This is a genomic window from Pseudoalteromonas sp. H103, assembly GCF_001469205.1.
Classification (GTDB): domain Bacteria; phylum Pseudomonadota; class Gammaproteobacteria; order Enterobacterales; family Alteromonadaceae; genus Pseudoalteromonas; species Pseudoalteromonas carrageenovora.
Map to the genome: position 1 here is coordinate 137,493 of NZ_LOFG01000019.1, position 15,801 is coordinate 153,293.

General features: G+C 38.3%; 15 protein-coding genes. 7 read left to right on the plus strand and 8 right to left on the minus strand.

What is annotated here, in order from left to right; all coding sequences use genetic code 11:
- Positions 1–66 precede the first annotated feature (66 nt).
- Both ATS74_RS17330 and ATS74_RS17335 read left to right on the plus strand, forming a co-directional pair.
- A complete protein-coding gene (locus tag ATS74_RS17330) occupies positions 67–1,692 on the plus strand; it encodes a M28 family metallopeptidase (protein ID WP_058550115.1) in 1,626 nt (541 codons plus the stop codon).
- A gap of 121 nt (positions 1,693–1,813) precedes the next feature.
- Positions 1,814–2,983, plus strand: a complete 1,170-nt coding sequence (locus ATS74_RS17335; protein WP_058550116.1) for a putative manganese transporter — start codon at positions 1,814–1,816, stop codon at positions 2,981–2,983.
- 57 nt (positions 2,984–3,040) lie between these two features.
- On the opposite strand, the gene ATS74_RS17340 is transcribed toward ATS74_RS17335, so the two are convergent.
- From ATS74_RS17340 to seqA, 7 genes are all read right to left on the minus strand, one after another.
- The gene (locus ATS74_RS17340; protein WP_058550117.1) at positions 3,041–3,406 is read right to left on the minus strand and encodes a DUF805 domain-containing protein; all 366 of its coding nucleotides are present in this window, start codon (positions 3,404–3,406) and stop codon (positions 3,041–3,043) included.
- Between the two features lie 150 nt (positions 3,407–3,556).
- Positions 3,557–5,143 (minus strand): dihydrolipoyllysine-residue acetyltransferase, encoded by a 1,587-nt coding sequence (locus ATS74_RS17345; protein WP_058550118.1) that lies wholly within the window; start codon positions 5,141–5,143, stop codon positions 3,557–3,559.
- Positions 5,144–5,151: 8 nt separating this feature from the next.
- Positions 5,152–6,129, minus strand: a complete 978-nt coding sequence (locus ATS74_RS17350) for an alpha-ketoacid dehydrogenase subunit beta (RefSeq protein ID WP_058550119.1) — start codon at positions 6,127–6,129, stop codon at positions 5,152–5,154.
- Entirely contained in the window at positions 6,129–7,343 is a 1,215-nt protein-coding gene (locus ATS74_RS17355; RefSeq protein ID WP_058550120.1) for a thiamine pyrophosphate-dependent dehydrogenase E1 component subunit alpha, read from the minus strand. The genes ATS74_RS17350 and ATS74_RS17355 overlap by 1 nt, the downstream gene beginning before the upstream one ends.
- A gap of 264 nt (positions 7,344–7,607) precedes the next feature.
- Positions 7,608–8,660 carry a succinylglutamate desuccinylase gene (astE, locus tag ATS74_RS17360; RefSeq protein WP_058550121.1) on the minus strand — a complete coding sequence of 351 codons (1,053 nt, stop codon included), beginning with the start codon at positions 8,658–8,660 and terminating at the stop codon, positions 7,608–7,610.
- 80 nt (positions 8,661–8,740) lie between these two features.
- Complete coding sequence (gene pgm / locus ATS74_RS17365) at positions 8,741–10,378, minus strand: phosphoglucomutase (alpha-D-glucose-1,6-bisphosphate-dependent) (protein ID WP_058550122.1); 1,638 nt, start codon at positions 10,376–10,378, stop codon at positions 8,741–8,743.
- A 9-nt stretch (positions 10,379–10,387) separates the two neighbouring features.
- Positions 10,388–10,978: a replication initiation negative regulator SeqA gene (gene seqA, locus ATS74_RS17370; RefSeq protein ID WP_058550123.1), complete on the minus strand. Its 591-nt coding sequence runs from the start codon at positions 10,976–10,978 to the stop codon at positions 10,388–10,390.
- A gap of 240 nt (positions 10,979–11,218) precedes the next feature.
- On the opposite strand from seqA, the gene ATS74_RS17375 reads away from it, so the two are divergent.
- The 5 genes from ATS74_RS17375 to fur all read left to right on the plus strand — a co-directional run bounded on the left by ATS74_RS17375 (position 11,219) and on the right by fur (position 13,757).
- Positions 11,219–11,986, plus strand: a complete 768-nt coding sequence (locus ATS74_RS17375; RefSeq protein WP_058550124.1) for an alpha/beta fold hydrolase — start codon at positions 11,219–11,221, stop codon at positions 11,984–11,986.
- Positions 11,987–12,081: 95 nt separating this feature from the next.
- On the plus strand, positions 12,082–12,303 hold the full coding sequence (locus ATS74_RS17380; RefSeq protein WP_002962930.1) for a DUF2788 domain-containing protein: 222 nt from the start codon (positions 12,082–12,084) through the stop codon (positions 12,301–12,303).
- A 2-nt stretch (positions 12,304–12,305) separates the two neighbouring features.
- Positions 12,306–12,584: a LexA regulated protein gene (gene ybfE / locus ATS74_RS17385; protein WP_002962928.1), complete on the plus strand. Its 279-nt coding sequence runs from the start codon at positions 12,306–12,308 to the stop codon at positions 12,582–12,584.
- A gap of 14 nt (positions 12,585–12,598) precedes the next feature.
- A complete protein-coding gene (gene fldA, locus ATS74_RS17390; protein ID WP_058550125.1) occupies positions 12,599–13,126 on the plus strand; it encodes a flavodoxin FldA in 528 nt (175 codons plus the stop codon).
- A 187-nt stretch (positions 13,127–13,313) separates the two neighbouring features.
- On the plus strand, positions 13,314–13,757 hold the full coding sequence (fur, locus tag ATS74_RS17395) for a ferric iron uptake transcriptional regulator (protein ID WP_058550126.1): 444 nt from the start codon (positions 13,314–13,316) through the stop codon (positions 13,755–13,757).
- A gap of 259 nt (positions 13,758–14,016) precedes the next feature.
- Here the strand turns inward: fur and glnS are convergent, their stop codons facing one another.
- Positions 14,017–15,675, minus strand: a complete 1,659-nt coding sequence (gene glnS, locus ATS74_RS17400; RefSeq protein ID WP_058550127.1) for a glutamine--tRNA ligase — start codon at positions 15,673–15,675, stop codon at positions 14,017–14,019.
- Positions 15,676–15,801: the final 126 nt, after the last annotated feature.

A 15,801-nucleotide genomic window follows, 5' to 3' on the forward strand; every position in this document is an offset into this window, starting at 1 on the left:
AAAAACTGGTTCTACTTAATAGAACTTAATATACTTATTAAATCTTAAAACAAGAAAAGAGCTGACATGAAACGTTATTTTTCTCTCACATTACTTGCAGGTGCTGTTTTAGCAGGCTGTACAACAACAAGTATTACCTCTACCGATGTAACTACAGGCTATAACAGCATTAAAGCTGATGAACTGGCTAAACATGTAAAAGTACTCGCATCTGATGAATTTGGCGGACGCGCTCCTTCATCGCCTGGCGAAAAACTAACGCTTGATTATTTAACAGCGCAATTTAAAGCCCTAGGTTTAGAGCCTGGCAATGGCGACAGCTACTTGCAAGAAGTTCCACTTGTGTCGCTTGAGGCTGATGCAAACATGGTATTAAGTATTGGTGGAAAAGATTACCAATACAAAAAAGACATGGTTATGGGCAGTAGCCGTATCAGTGCACAAGAAGGCATTGAGAATTCAGAACTTGTATTTGTTGGCTACGGTGTAAATGCACCAGAGTACAACTGGAATGATTACGAAGGGTTAGACGTTAAAGGCAAAACAGTGGTTATGCTTGTTAACGATCCGGGTTTTGCTACAAAAGACCCTGCGTTATTTACAGGCGATGCAATGACCTACTACGGACGCTGGACTTACAAGTACGAAGAAGCAAGCCGTCAAGGTGCAGCTGGAGCCATTATTATTCATGAAACAGCACCTGCATCTTACCCGTGGTCGGTTGTAGAAAACTCTTGGAGTGGTGAGCAATTTGGGTTTCAAAAAGAAAATAACAACATGGACCGCGTTGCCGTTGAAGGTTGGGTAACTAGTGATGTAGCAAAAGAGCTATTTACTAAGGCTGGCCTTGATTTTGAGACTGTAAAAACAAATGCAGCAAAAGGTGCTTATAACGTTGATATGGGCGATTTAACCGCATCAGTAAGTGTTAAAAATACAATTAAAAAATCGGTGTCGTACAACTTTATTGCAACCCTACCTGGTAGTGAAAAACCTGAAGAACATGTTATTTACTCTGCACATTGGGATCACTTAGGTACAGATAAGACCCGTAAAGGCGATCAAATTTATAATGGTGCACACGACAACGCAACGGGTACAGCTGGTCTTATTGAAGTAGCCGAAGCCTTTACTAAATTACCAAAGCACCCTAGCCGCTCAATGACCTTTTTAGCCGTTACTGCAGAAGAACAAGGCTTACTTGGTTCTAAGTATTACGCAGCAAACCCGGTTATTGCTGCTAATAAAACCGTTGCTAACATAAATATGGATAGCTTAAACCTACTAGGTAAAGTTAAAGATATGAATGTAGTGGGTATTGGTAAATCGCAAATGGACGAATTTTTAACTACCGCAGCCAAAGAGCAAGGTAGAACAATATCTGGTGATCCAAAACCATCATCGGGTGGCTATTACCGCTCTGATCACTTTGCATTTGCAAATATGGGTATTCCTGCAATGTATGCAGGCGGTGGTACAGTAGCGGCCGATGAAGAAACAGCAAATTATCGTAAACGTATGAGTTTAGTGCTTCGTGGTTGTTACCATCAGCCTTGTGATAGGTACCGCGATGAGTGGGATTTATCAGGCGCTGTTCAAGACTTACAATTATTTTATAAAGTAGGTTTTAATATATCTGAGCAAGAGCAATGGCCTACTTGGAATGCAAACTCAGAGTTTCAACGTAAATAACATCGGGTTTAACATCGAAAAACTCAAAGTGAGTAATCGATTTAAATAGATACAAATGATATTGATTATCATTTAATTAAAATATACAGTGTTACCACGTTTATTTAATTGGTAACACTGTATGATTTTACTCTCTCAAATAGGATTTATTACGCCCGCTTCTAAACGCTTTGTTAGCCAAAATAAACGTTTATTATTACCACTGTTTTTGTTGGTATGCTTAGCTGTGCCATCACTTCGTGAAATTACAATAACAGCACTAAGCGATGCTTTTTTTCAAGTTAGCGTATTTGTAGCTGCTACATTATTAATTTATTACTACGCTATAGAGCACTTACCTCAGTTAGAGCTTAGTTATTTAAGTGCTAAATCGCCGGTATTAGAAATATTTTTTGCGGCCGTATTAGGTGCCCTTCCTGGATGTGGTGGTGCAATAATAGTAGTTACCCAATTTACAAAAGGCCAAGCAAGTTTTGGGGCTATAGTCGCCGTGCTTACTGCCACAATGGGAGATGCTGCATTTTTACTCCTTGCCACTCGCCCTACTGAAGGTTTGATTATAATGGCGATTGGTTTAGTTGTCGGTACGCTTTGTGGTGTTATAGTAAATGCCCTTCATGCAAAAGACTTTTTACGCCCAACCAAGCAAGAACAAAAACACCAAGTAAAAGTATTACCTACTCGAATAATTAAAATAAGCAAACCCGTTTGGATGTTCGCTATTATTCCAAGCCTCATTATTGCTTTTTTAATTGCGTTTAATGTCGACTTTGATCAATTTGGAAAATACACAGGCACAAGTATTAGTATTTTTGGTGCTGCAATGGCGTTATTTACTGTAACTATATGGGCGTATTCTTCTAAAGGCGAAAGCTATAAAGAAGTAACCTCTGAAGACGATGAATGTAATCCACCTTCTAAAATTATTAAAGTACTCCAAGACACACACTTCGTTACTGCATGGGTTGTGGCATCGTTTATGTTGTTTGAAATTTTAGTAAATATTGCAGGGCTTGATTTAAAAACCTGGTTTGCACATTACGCTTATTTAGCGCCGCTTATCGCTGTAGTGATTGGTTTTTTACCGGGTTGTGGCCCGCAAATAATTGTTACAACGTTATATATTCAGGGGATCATTCCATTTAGCGCATTAACTGCTAATGCTATATCTAACGATGGTGATGCATTATTCCCTGCAATTGCCATGGCACCTAAAGCGGCTATAATTGCGACTTTGTATACGTCTATCCCTGCATTAGCTGTTGGCTATGGCCTTTACTTTTTAAGCTAAAATTGCCAAACACAAAAAAGCTCAGCAATTGCTGAGCTTTTTATATTAAGTTATTTTTTATACAGTAGCTGGCTCTGCAGCTAGCTCTTTTGGATTTGGGCCATAATCATTCTCGCCTTCATGTGAGTCTTGTGCAAGGAACACAATTAAAACAATCCAACCAATTATTGGCACTAACCAAAGTAGCTGCCACCAGCCAGAGCGGCCTGTGTCGTGAAGACGGCGAGCACCCGCACTTAATTGTGGTATTAATAGTGCTAAACTATAAATTGTTCCAACCACAGCTACCCCCATCAGCTCATCAACCACACCCAGTACTAAAGCAATTAAAAAGTTGATTAGGTAAAACATCCAAAATGCTTTACGACGATTACGCCCTGAAAAATCTGCGTAGCTACGCAGCGCATTCATATAATGTTCCATAATATTTCCTTAGTGTTATTTTTTATATTCCCTAACGGGGTTAATTTTATTACTTTTTAGCAACACTTGTATCTTAAATAAAAACAGACTCATTTAAAACAAAAAACCAGCAAATTGCTGGTTTTTTATTAGCTTTAAACAATTATATTTTTAACTCATTGCCATCATCATTGCCGATGGGTTTTCTAAATACGATTTCCACAAGTTATTAAAGCGTGCAATTGTTCCGCCATCAATAACGCGATGATCGCCAGACCAACTAACTTGCATAATTGCTTTACTCACAACTTGCCCGCTTTCATCAAAGCGCGGTAAATGTTGCAATTTACCTAATGCAACAATTGCTACTTCTGGTTTATTAATAATAGGCGTCGCAATAGTGCCACCAATTGCACCAATATTCGAAATGCTAATTGTGCCACCTTTTAAGTCATCAGGTGCAACACGCCCTTCGCGTGCTGAATGAGTTAAACGAGTTAAATCGTTTGCTACTTCTACAATGCTCTTACTCTGACACGATTTAATGTTAGGCACTAACAAACCAATTTTAGAGTCAACTGCAATACCAATATTATGATCATCAAAGTAGGTAAGCTCTGAACATTCATCATTTACTTTTGAGTTAAGCACTGGGTATTCTTTCATAGCTAGTGACAGTGCTTTTACAAAAAACGGCATCATGGTGAGCTTTACACCTTGCGCTTTATACTGCTCTTTTAGAGCACTTCTGAGCGCAATTAACTGTGTTAAGTCAATTTCATCACTAAAGGTAAAGTGCGGAATAGTAGACACAGAAGCCATCATTTGCTTAGCCATAGCCGCTTTAATGCCTTTAATAGACTCTACTCGTACGCCACCACTTTGATTTTGCGTTTGGTTTTGTACTGTACTTTGAGAGGCATTGCTATTAAGAGGTGAAGTATCAATAGTATTTGGCACTTCACCTTTTACAAACTCTTCTATGTCTTGCTTATAAATACGGCCATTTTTGCCACTACCTGGTACGCAGGTTAAATCAACATCAAGCTCGCGTGCTTTGCGGCGAACCGCAGGCGATGCCACTGCTTTTTGGTTGATAACTTTAGCAGCTTGCTGCGTTTTAACTGGTGCTGTTTTTTCAACAACAGCATTAGTTTGCGCCTTTACGACCGCTTGGTTTATATCAACATTTGGCTTAGCTGCACTGCCTGTAATTGTCATTTGAAACAACGGGCTGTGTACTTTAGCAATTTCACCTTTTTGATAATAAAGCTTTTGCACAGTACCCGTATATTTAGCCGGAATTTGTACTAATGCTTTATCCGTCATTACGTCGCAAACAGCTTGGTCTTCTTCTATTTCGTCGCCTTCTGCAACTAACCAATCAACAATTTCACACTCAACAATACCCTCTCCGATATCGGGTAGTATAAAGTCTTCTAGCAAATCAGTTGAGCTAGTGTTTGCTTGTAGTTCAGTTGTAACGTCTTCTTGAACAGCTTCATTATTTGCACTGTCACCGTCTACATCCATAGCAAATAATGGGGCATGTACTTTAGCTATTTCACCTTTTTGATAATAAAGCTTAGTAATTACACCATCATGTACAGCCGGAATTTGCACTAATGCTTTATCTGTCATTACATCACAAATAGGCTGATCTTCAGATACGCTATCGCCCTCTTTGATTAACCATTCAACAACTTCGCATTCAACAATGCCTTCACCAATATCGGGTAATATAAAATCTTTAGCCATGGTAACCCCTAAAAATCCATTGATTGTTTAATTGCAGCCAGTACTTTTAACGCATCCGGTACATATTCTTTTTCAAGCGCTAGCGGGTATGGTGTATCTAAACCACACACTCGCATAATAGGAGATTCTAAATGTAGGAAGCACTCATGTTGAATAGTTGCCGCTATTTCAGCGCCAAAGCCATTTGTAATAGGCGCTTCATGGCTAACAACTAACCGACCCGTTTTGGTTACCGACTTAGCAATGGTGTCTACATCCCACGGTAATATACTTCTAAGATCTATTACTTCACAGCTTATACCTTGCTCACTGGCTTGTTTAGCAGCGTCTTCTACAATCTCCATTTGCGCGCCCCAAGCAAGTACGGTTATATCAGACCCTTCTTGTACTACTTCGGCTTTTCCGAGCTCAATAGTGTAATCTTCTTCAGGTACTTCACCAATTGATGCACGGTACAAACGCTTTGGTTCAAAGAATAAAACAGGGTTATCGTCTTTAATACACGCACGTAACAAACCTTTTGCTTGATAAGGGTTGCGTGGTACCACTATTTTTAAGCCCGGCGTATGTGCAAAATATGCCTCAGGTGATTGCGAATGATATAAACCACCGGCAATACCACCACCATAAGGTGTACGTATGGTTAAATTCCCTACGTTGAACTCGTTACCACTACGGTATCTAAATTTTGCTGATTCATTAACTATTTGGTCAAATGCCGGAAAAATATAATCAGCAAATTGTATTTCAGCTAAAGCAGGTGCACCAAATGCCGCTAAACCATTAGCAAAACCTAAAATACCTTGCTCAGTTAAAGGTGTATTAAAAACACGGTGCTTACCGTATTTTTCTTGTAAGCCCGATGTTGCTCTAAATACGCCACCAAAGTAACCAACATCTTCACCAAAAATACAGGCTTGAGGATGTTCATTCATTGTAATGTCGAGCGCAGAGTTTATTGCGTGTAGCATGTTCATTTTAGCCATTACTTGATTCTCCCTGCTGTGATCGGATACGCATCTGGGTGCTTTTTAATATGCTCTTTTAATTCGTTATATTGACGAACAAGAGAAGGAATAGGCGTATCGTATACATCAGAAATTAGTTCTTCTAATGCAGGTTTTTGTACTATTTCTGCACGCTTAAGGGCTGCTAAAATTTCTTCGCGAATAGACTCTTTTGCTTTTACGTCTTGCTCTTCGTTTAACCAGTTTTGCTTAACAAGCCATTTTCTAAATTTATCAATTGGACACGTTTGATTATTTGCCTCTTCATCTTTTGAGCGATACCCACTAGGATCGTCAGATGTAGAGTGCGCACCTAATCGATACGCTATAGATTCAATTAAAACAGGTTCACCTTGGGTAGTTGCAATTTCGCGCGCTTTTTTTGTTGCAGCGTAAACAGCCAATGCATCAGCCCCATCAACCCTAATCGTTTTAATGCCGTAGCCAACACCACGAGAGGCAATACCATCACCTTTAAATTGCTCATCTGCCGGAGTAGATATTGCATAGCCATTATTACGGGCAAAAAATATAACGGGTGCTTTGTGTACAGCAGCCATATTTAAACCAGCATGAAAATCACCTTCCGATGCCGCACCCTCACCAAAATAACAAATCGTCACGTTATCGATAGTACTTGCAAGCTCACCTGTTTTTGCATCTATATGCTTTACTTTTTGTCCATAGGCATAACCTGTAGCTTGAGGAATTTGAGTACCTAATGGCGATGAGATAGTCATGTAATTCAATTCTTTAGAACCATAATGAATCGGCATTTGGCGGCCTTTGCCTAAATCCAATTCGTTTGAAAACATTTGGTTCATAAACTGATCAAGTGTAAAGCCACGATAATGAAGTGCGGCTTGCTCACGGTATTGCGCCATTATCATATCGTCTTGATCTAATGCTGCAGCAGATGCGGTTACAGCGGCCTCTTCACCTAAGCATTGCATATAAAAGCTAACACGGCCTTGGCGCTGTGCGCCTTGCATACGCTCATCAAGCAGGCGAATAAAACGCATCGTTTCGTATAATTTAAGTGCGGTATGTTTTGAAATATCAGGTGCAGTTGCACTAGGATGAATGTCGCCGTCCTCAGTTAAAATACTAAGGGTTGGAATATTAAGCGCATTACCATCGATAAACTCTAGGTCATGGTTAATATTCAGCGATACGTTATTGGGATTACTCATAACCTACCTTCTTTTGTTGTCGGAAAAACAATGCCCCTGTGGATTATTATTATGGGTGATAGCTGCGAATAAACTTTGCAGCATCTGCACTGTCTTTAATTAAAGCTGCCAACACTTTACGTTAACGTAAAGTGTTATTCAACAAATCTGTGACGAAAGAAAAATAAATACTGATTAAAAAACTGGCAAGTTAACTATACGGCCAATTAAATTTATACCAATCATATAGTTAACTTAAATGCAGGTGTGATCTGACGAGTTCTATTAGACGAAATTACTATCAATTTGCATAGGAATAACTGTAAGTAATGCTCGCTGCCCTAAAGCAACGTGTGCATTTGGGAAAATGATAGCTTCACCCTCAACGTCGGCATAGTAAGACGTATCACCGTCTGTAGCAAGCAGCTCCCCCTTTGCAAACCCAGTAAAGTTCTCAGCATCATCTGAAAATGGAAAACTAAACTCATCTTCTGTTCTGTTAATTGTACGATGTACGGCAAAAAGCTCAAAGTCACTTGCATTAAATTGTGGATATTCAACTTCATCTTGACTAATTAATGCAGCCAATGTTTTCTTGGTTTTTTCAAATCGAGTCATGTCGTTTTGACCAAAAGGTTTAACTTGACCCAGTTCAACAGTAAACGAGTCAGCACCGTGAACATACGACGAATAATAACTAAACGTTGTAGCTTCAGATTTCATCATCAATACGGTATTTACACCACAGCTTAATAAAAACTGTAATTGTGATTTTTTCCATGGTTTACCATGTAAGTATGGGTAGACGGCAAACTTCTCATTTTTTGAGCCTCGAATTGCAGTATGTAAATCATAATGACTACGTGCACTGCCGTGCTCACCGCGCTCAAAAAAATCACTCACGTATTGTTCAAGCTTTGCAGCACGAACACGTTCATCATTCATAGCTATCCCTTCTACAGTATGATGACCGTTAAATAACCTATTAAGGTTTTCTTCAACAAAACGTAAACCAATATTTATAGATTTAGGGTTACCGTAAATAAATAGCACTCGTTGAGCTAGCTTAAGTTCGCCACTTATAATTTGCTTTATGAGCGAGTCACAAATTTCTATTGGCGCAGTCTCGTTACCGTGCACTGCGCTTGAAAGCACAACATCTTTTGTTGTTGTAACACGTGGTTGAAACTCAATAACGCCCGTATCATGAACAATTACACGTGTGCCATTTTCTAAAGCAAATTCACTTGCCTCTAAATGCCATTCATTATTACGACTGAGCGTTAAAAAATCGCCTGTATTTTTTAATTCATTTAAATAAGTTGGTTTGGCTAACATGATAAGCCCTTTTAATAATGTGAGAGGTACAAACGAAAACGGCTGAATAAATCAGCCGTTTTTAAATAGTTTAAGCAGTGTTAGCTGATCACAGAGTCAACTAACTTTTTAGCTTCTTTTTCTAGAAGAGCTAAATGGTCTTCACCTTTGAAAGACTCAAGATAGATTTTATAAATATCTTCAGTACCTGATGGACGTGCAGCAAACCAACCATTTTCAGTCACTACTTTTAATCCACCTATTGCAGCGTTGTTACCTGGAGCATGAGTTAGCTTTTGTAAAATAGGATCTCCAGCTAAGGTATCCGCTTTTACATCATCAGCACTTAGTGCTTTTAAACGTGATTTTTGAGCGCTGCTTGCTGGTGCATCTAGGCGTTTGTAAAGTGGTGAGCCAAACTCTTGCTCAAGCTCTTTGTAAAGTACTGAAGGTGTTTTACCTGTAACAGCTATAATTTCTGCTGCAAGTAGCCCCATAATAAAGCCGTCTTTATCTGTACACCACACGGTGCCATCAAAACGTAAAAATGCAGCACCGGCACTTTCTTCGCCGCCAAAAGCAAGTTTTCCTTTATTTAAGCCCTCAACAAACCATTTAAAGCCTACAGGTACTTCTTTTACTTTGCGCTCATTTCTTGCTGCAACTTTATCTATCATTGAGCTTGAAACCAGTGTTTTACCAATTTCTACGCTTGAATCCCAATCTCGGTGTTTTAATAAGTAATCAATCGCCACAGCTAAAAAGTGATTTGGGTTCATTAAACCATCAGGAGTAACAATGCCATGACGGTCATAGTCAGGATCGTTACCTATTGAAATATCAAAGTCATCTTTAAGCTTAATTAAATTAGCCATAGAGTAAGGAGACGAGCAATCCATACGTATTTTGCCATCTTTATCAAGAGGCATAAATGCAAAACGTGGATCAACACTGTCGTTTACTACGGTTAAATCTAAATTATATTTTTGCGCTATTATTGGCCAAAAGTTAATACCTGAACCACCTAGTGGGTCTATACCTACTTTGATACCGGCCTCACTAATCGCTTTTAAATTAACGATATTTTCTAAATCGTTAATGTATGGCGTCATTAAGTCTTCATATTTAATAAAACCAGAGCGAGATGCTTTAGCAAACGGGAACAATTCAACTTCTACTAAATCTTCTAACAAAAGTTGATTGGCTCTATCTTCAATCCACTTCGTCACATCCGTATCTGCTGGACCGCCATTAGGTGGGTTATATTTAAAACCACCATCTTCTGGAGGGTTATGCGAAGGCGTTACAACAATACCGTCTGCCAGTTCATTAGGGTTAATTTTATTATGACAAACAATGGCATGGCTAATAACTGGAGTAGGTGTAAAGTCGCCATTTTCTTGGGTGATTACTTGCACTTCATTTGCAACAAGTACTTCGATTGCTGAGTTAAACGCAGCTTCACTCAAGGCATGAGTATCTTTGCCCAAAAATAGTGGACCAAAAATGTCATTTTGCTTTCGGTAGTCACATATAGCTTGTGTAATTGCTAAAATATGAGACTCGTTAAATTTTACATCGTAAGAACAACCACGGTGTCCTGATGTACCAAAAGCAACACAATGCTCTGGGTTTTGCTCAAGGTCGGGCTCATTTAAATAATAAGCAGAAACTAACTTAGGAACATTAACCAATATTGATTGTGGAGCAGCTTTGCCTGCGCCTGAGTGAATAGCCATTATATTTCCTTACAAGTAATCGCGAATTTTTTCAGCTTGCTCTGCACTGTATCCTAGGCAAAGCGCAACTTCGTGAAGCATCATCTTTTTGCGCGTTGTATTAGAGTTAGTCATTACCCAATATTCACTATCAGTAATATTTTTAGGGTTCATGCTACTACCACTATTAACTAAGTCCTCTTTGCTTGTTGCAAAGTAAACTCTATCGCGGCCTTTTATCTCTAAAACAGCACTAAAATCCGTTTTATGGGTTCTATAAAACGCACTTAAAATAAACAAAAACCGACCAACAACGCCTTTTTGCATTGCTAACTCTTCTTTATTTAATATATTAAAAACATTAGCGCTTTTTTGCTTCACGGGTGTGACAGCATCAGGCGCTTTTACCTTTGTTGGCTCAGCAACTTGCTCAGCACTTGGTAAAGTATTGGTTGTTATCGCAGTTTGATTATTTTGATTAAGTTCTACGTTAGCGGTTTGAATTTTTTCGCCGCTGAGGTTTAATAAACGACGTAAAATAGTGGATGCACTCTCACCAATACTTTGCGTATTGCTGGCAATATATTGATATAACTCGTCGTCTATGTCGATTTGTTTCATGTTCTTCCTGTCATTACGGGTCACATTTTTTTCTCCAGTGTGATTATACCCAAACCAATTAGAAATGCGAGTTACAACAAGCACTCCCATAAACATAACCTGTAAACAGCAATTACAGAATAAACTTTACTCAATGTCGTTGATTTAATACCCAATAGCCCAATGTAATAAATAGTGGCTGCATTTTTTTGCTTTTTAAAGCAATGCTCGTCAAACTATGCAAAATTTTAGGAGACTGGTATGCAGCTAAATTACAAACAACAAGGGCAAGGCCCAGATGTTATTTTAATTCATGGCCTTTTTGGATCACTTGAAAACTTAAATGTGATCGCAAAACCGCTCAGTGAACATTTTAATGTAATAAATGTGGATTTACGCAACCATGGCCTTTCACCCCATAGTAACGAAATGAACTACCCTGCTATGTCGCAAGATATTTTAGAGCTAATGGATAGTCTAAATATTAACAAAGCACATGTAATCGGCCACTCAATGGGCGGTAAAGTTGCAATGCAATTAGCACTAACACAACCTGAACGTGTTAATAAGCTTGTAGTACTAGATATTGCGCCCGTAAGCTACCCGGCTCGTCACACACAAATTTTAAAGGCGCTCAACGCCGTGGCTAATGAGAACATAAGTGATAGAAAGCAAGCAGATTCAATAATGGCACCTTATATTGATGAACAAGGCGTTCGCCAATTTTTACTTAAAAGCTTAGCTAAAAATGAAAGTGGCCAGTTTACTTGGCGATTTAACTTAAAGGTGCTTGACGAAAAATATTCGACAATTACCGCCAATGTTAATGAAAATAATTCTTGTTTGTGTGATACTCTTTTTATTAAAGGTAATGATTCTGACTATATTTTACCTGAGCATCGTAGTGCAATAATGGCACTATTTAAAAATACCAAAGCAAAAATCATTCATGGTGCAGGTCATTGGCTTCATGCACAAAAGCCACTTGCTGTTAATAAAGCAATAAGCGATTTTTTAACTACGGTTTAAAGTGATTTTTATCGCGTGTTTTTGATGCAGCATACTAAATAATTGTAGATTTATATGCTATAGTACGCGCCGTTTAATTTAAAGGTTATACGTTGATGGTCAGTCAGTTAATTAACGAATTTGATACCCTAGGGTTGTATTTTGGCTTAGCCGGTATATTCATATTCATCGGCATGGCAATTAAAGACGTACTAAAAAGTGGTAATGTTCCAAAGTTTGGACAATATATTGTTTGGGGTGTGCTCTTTTTAGGGTGTTCTGGCTTTATTGCTAAGGGCCTTATTCAAGTATTTTGGCAAGGCGCAGGTGTAGGTTAAGCATGGCTAAGTCAGAAACAGATAGAACAACACTCGATTTATTTGAATACGAAAAACGCCCAGGCAGACCTAAAACTAATCCCCTTTCTAGGGATATGCAGTTAAAGGTTAATAAACGTAATCAAATAAAAAGAGATAAAGCACGTGGTTTAAAGCGTGTTGAATTTAAAGTTTCATCACAGTTATATCAGGCACTTAGTGATATGGCAGATGCACAAAATATTAGCCGCAGTGCGTTGATCGAAACGATTTTACAAGAAAGATTGGCTATTGATACATAAAAGGTTGTAAATCCATGGCAAGTGTAGGCATTTTTTTCGGAAGTGATACAGGTAACACAGAACACGTAGCAAAAATGATCCAAAAAGAATTGGGTAAAAAACTTGTTGCTGTTCACGATATTGCAAAAAGCTCTAAAGAAGAGATTGCTGAATTCGATTTGATCTTATTCGGTATTCCTACTTGGTACTACGGCGAAGCACAATGTGATTGGGATGATTTTTTCCCAGAGCTTGAAGAAGTTGATTTTGAAGGCAAGCTAGTTGCTATTTTTGGTTGTGGTGATCAAGAAGATTACGCAGAGTACTTTTTAGATGCAATGGGCATGATCAACGATATCGTTACTGAACGTGGCGCAATTGTTGTAGGTCATTGGCCAACTAAAGGCTATGACTTTGAAGCATCTAAAGGAATGGCGGATGACAATCACTTTGTAGGTTTGGGCATTGATGAAGATCGCCAACCTGAACTAACTGAAGAACGTGTTAAAGCCTGGTCTGCGCAAGTCTTTGAAGAAATGTGTTTAAGCGAATTAGCTGACTAGTTTCTCCCCTCTTTACGCTAGCTGTTTAAATAATTATCAAACAGTTAGCGTTTTAAGTCTAAATTACAATTATGATCAATTGTTCTTTGCACTTAACTCCTAGGCACGTTATTCTTACTGTTGCTAATGTGTCGTGTACATCTTTGCAAGATGTCTAGTATAACCAAATAAAATTGAGACAGATTTAATGACTGATCACAACTTGGAACTTAAAAAAGCCGGTTTAAAAGTAACTTTACCGCGTATTAAAATTTTAGAGATTTTACAATCTCCAGATAACCAACACATCAGCGCTGAAGATGTTTACAAAATTCTATTAGACCTTGGTGAAGAAATTGGCCTAGCGACAGTTTACCGTGTACTTAACCAATTTGATGACGCTGGCATTGTAAGCCGTCATCACTTTGAAGGTGGTAAATCAGTATTTGAACTTTCAGGCAGTACTCACCACGACCACTTAGTATGTTTAAAGTGTGGCAAGGTTGTTGAGTTTGAAGATGACATGATTGAACGTCGTCAGCTTGAGATTGCTGAAGAAAATGGTATTACACTTACTAATCATTCTTTATATTTATACGGCGAGTGTAACGATAAAGCAGCATGTAAAGCATTTAGCGATGCCAACAGTTAATACCGCTTTTTAAAGTAAAAAAACCTGCTAATTGCAGGTTTTTTTGTGTCTAAATATCGTGGCTCAATAAACGATTAACTAAGTTAACTATTCTGAGAGTAGGAAGCCATATCAATAACAAAGCAAAAAATTCGTTATTCACTTGTTTTATAACAGAACTTTAAACACAGTTAGCGTCAGGTTTGACCCCTCAAATTTTTTAATTTATTGCAAATTAGTATTATGCCCAATATGTTATTGGGCATAAAAACACTAGTTATTACTGAGTTTTAGACCATGAGTCACGAAGACCAACAGTTTGATTAAATACAACATTATCTGATTTTGAATCGCGAGAAAAATACCCTGTTCGCTCAAATTGAAAGCCCTGCTCTGCTTGTGAATTAGCAAGTGAAGGCTCAAGTTTAGCATTGTGTAAAACAACTAATGATTCAGGGTTTAATGTAGTTTCAAACTCATCAGCGGCAGCTGGGTTTGGTACATTAAATAAACGGTCATACAAGCGTACTTCAGCGGTAATAGACTCTGGTGCAGAAACCCAATGAATAACACCTTTCACTTTACGACCATCACTAGGGTTTTTGCCTAGTGTTTCGTTATCGTAGGTACAGTAAATAGTGGTTATTTCACCGTTTTCATCTTTTTCTACACGCTCTGCTTTAATAACATAAGCGCCACGTAAACGTACCTCTTTATCAAGCACTAAGCGTTTAAACTTGTTATTTGCTTGCTCTTTAAAGTCTTCTCGTTCGATGTAAATTTCGCGCGTGAATGGTACATCACGTCGACCCATTTCTTCTTTATTAGGGTGATTAGCCACTGATAAAGTTTCAATTGTATTTTCATCGTAGTTTTCGATAACCACTTTAACGGGATCTAATACTGCCATTGCACGCGGTGCATTTTCGTTTAGGTCTTCACGAATACAAGCTTCAAGCATACCCATTTCAACCATGTTTTCTTGTTTTGTTACACCAATACGTAAACAAAACTCACGAATAGAACCAGGCGTATAACCACGGCGACGTAAACCCGCTATGGTAGGCATGCGAGGATCGTCCCAGCCTTCAACAAACTTATTAACAACTAAGTCATTTAGCTTACGCTTAGACATAATTGTATATTCTAGATTTAAACGAGAAAACTCAATTTGCTGCGGATGACATTCAAGGCTAATATTATCAAGCACCCAATCGTATAAACGACGGTTATCTTGAAATTCTAGTGTACAAAGTGAATGTGTAATACCTTCAAGCGCATCAGATATACAATGTGTAAAATCGTACATAGGGTAAATGCACCACTTATCGCCCGTTTGGTGATGATGCGCAAAGCGTACACGGTAAATAATTGGATCGCGCAGCACCATAAATGAGCTGGCCATATCAATTTTAGCTCGCAGAACACATTCACCTTCTTTGAATTCACCAGCGCGCATTTTTTCAAATAGTGCTAGGTTTTCTTCAATTGAAGTATCTCGGTACGGGCTATTTTTACCAGGCTCTTTTAACGTACCACGGTATTCACGTGCTTGATCTGCTGTTAAAAAACAAACGTACGCTAAACCTTTTTCAATAAGTTCTACAGCATAACCATATAAAGTATCAAAGTAATTCGATGAATACTTTATGTCGCCACTCCAGTTAAAACCTAACCATTTAACATCTTCTTTTATAGAGTTAACATAGTTAATATCTTCTTTTTCTGGGTTTGTATCGTCAAAACGTAGATTACATAAACCGTCGTAATCTTTTGCGATACCAAAATTTAAACAAATTGATTTTGCATGGCCAATGTGTAAAAAGCCATTTGGTTCAGGTGGAAAACGAGTATGCGTAGTCGCATGCTTTCCACTTGCTAAATCTTCATCAATTCGGGTTCTAATAAAGTTACTTGGGCGATTCTCAATTTCCGCCATAGGAGTGCAATCCTCTGAATATTCGTGATAACAAAACTAATGCATTATTACAAAAACAAACACTAACATACAGCACTAGATGCGGGTTTATTCTAGAAATTGCTCAACTTTAATTCTTATTAAGTC

Bases quoted from the DNA above. Each gene is read 5' to 3' on its own strand.
- ATS74_RS17330 (WP_058550115.1), top strand. From the start codon at position 67: ATGAAACGTTATTTTTCTCTCACATTACTTGCAGGTGCTGTTTTAGCA.
- ATS74_RS17335 (WP_058550116.1), top strand. From the start codon at position 1,814: ATGATTTTACTCTCTCAAATAGGATTTATTACGCCCGCTTCTAAACGC.
- ATS74_RS17340 (WP_058550117.1), bottom strand. From the start codon at position 3,406: ATGGAACATTATATGAATGCGCTGCGTAGCTACGCAGATTTTTCAGGG.
- ATS74_RS17345 (WP_058550118.1), bottom strand. From the start codon at position 5,143: ATGGCTAAAGATTTTATATTACCCGATATTGGTGAAGGCATTGTTGAA.
- ATS74_RS17350 (WP_058550119.1), bottom strand. From the start codon at position 6,129: ATGGCTAAAATGAACATGCTACACGCAATAAACTCTGCGCTCGACATT.
- ATS74_RS17355 (WP_058550120.1), bottom strand. From the start codon at position 7,343: ATGAGTAATCCCAATAACGTATCGCTGAATATTAACCATGACCTAGAG.
- astE (WP_058550121.1), bottom strand. From the start codon at position 8,660: ATGTTAGCCAAACCAACTTATTTAAATGAATTAAAAAATACAGGCGAT.
- pgm (WP_058550122.1), bottom strand. From the start codon at position 10,378: ATGGCTATTCACTCAGGCGCAGGCAAAGCTGCTCCACAATCAATATTG.
- seqA (WP_058550123.1), bottom strand. From the start codon at position 10,978: ATGAAACAAATCGACATAGACGACGAGTTATATCAATATATTGCCAGC.
- ATS74_RS17375 (WP_058550124.1), top strand. From the start codon at position 11,219: ATGCAGCTAAATTACAAACAACAAGGGCAAGGCCCAGATGTTATTTTA.
- ATS74_RS17380 (WP_002962930.1), top strand. From the start codon at position 12,082: ATGGTCAGTCAGTTAATTAACGAATTTGATACCCTAGGGTTGTATTTT.
- ybfE (WP_002962928.1), top strand. From the start codon at position 12,306: ATGGCTAAGTCAGAAACAGATAGAACAACACTCGATTTATTTGAATAC.
- fldA (WP_058550125.1), top strand. From the start codon at position 12,599: ATGGCAAGTGTAGGCATTTTTTTCGGAAGTGATACAGGTAACACAGAA.
- fur (WP_058550126.1), top strand. From the start codon at position 13,314: ATGACTGATCACAACTTGGAACTTAAAAAAGCCGGTTTAAAAGTAACT.
- glnS (WP_058550127.1), bottom strand. From the start codon at position 15,675: ATGGCGGAAATTGAGAATCGCCCAAGTAACTTTATTAGAACCCGAATT.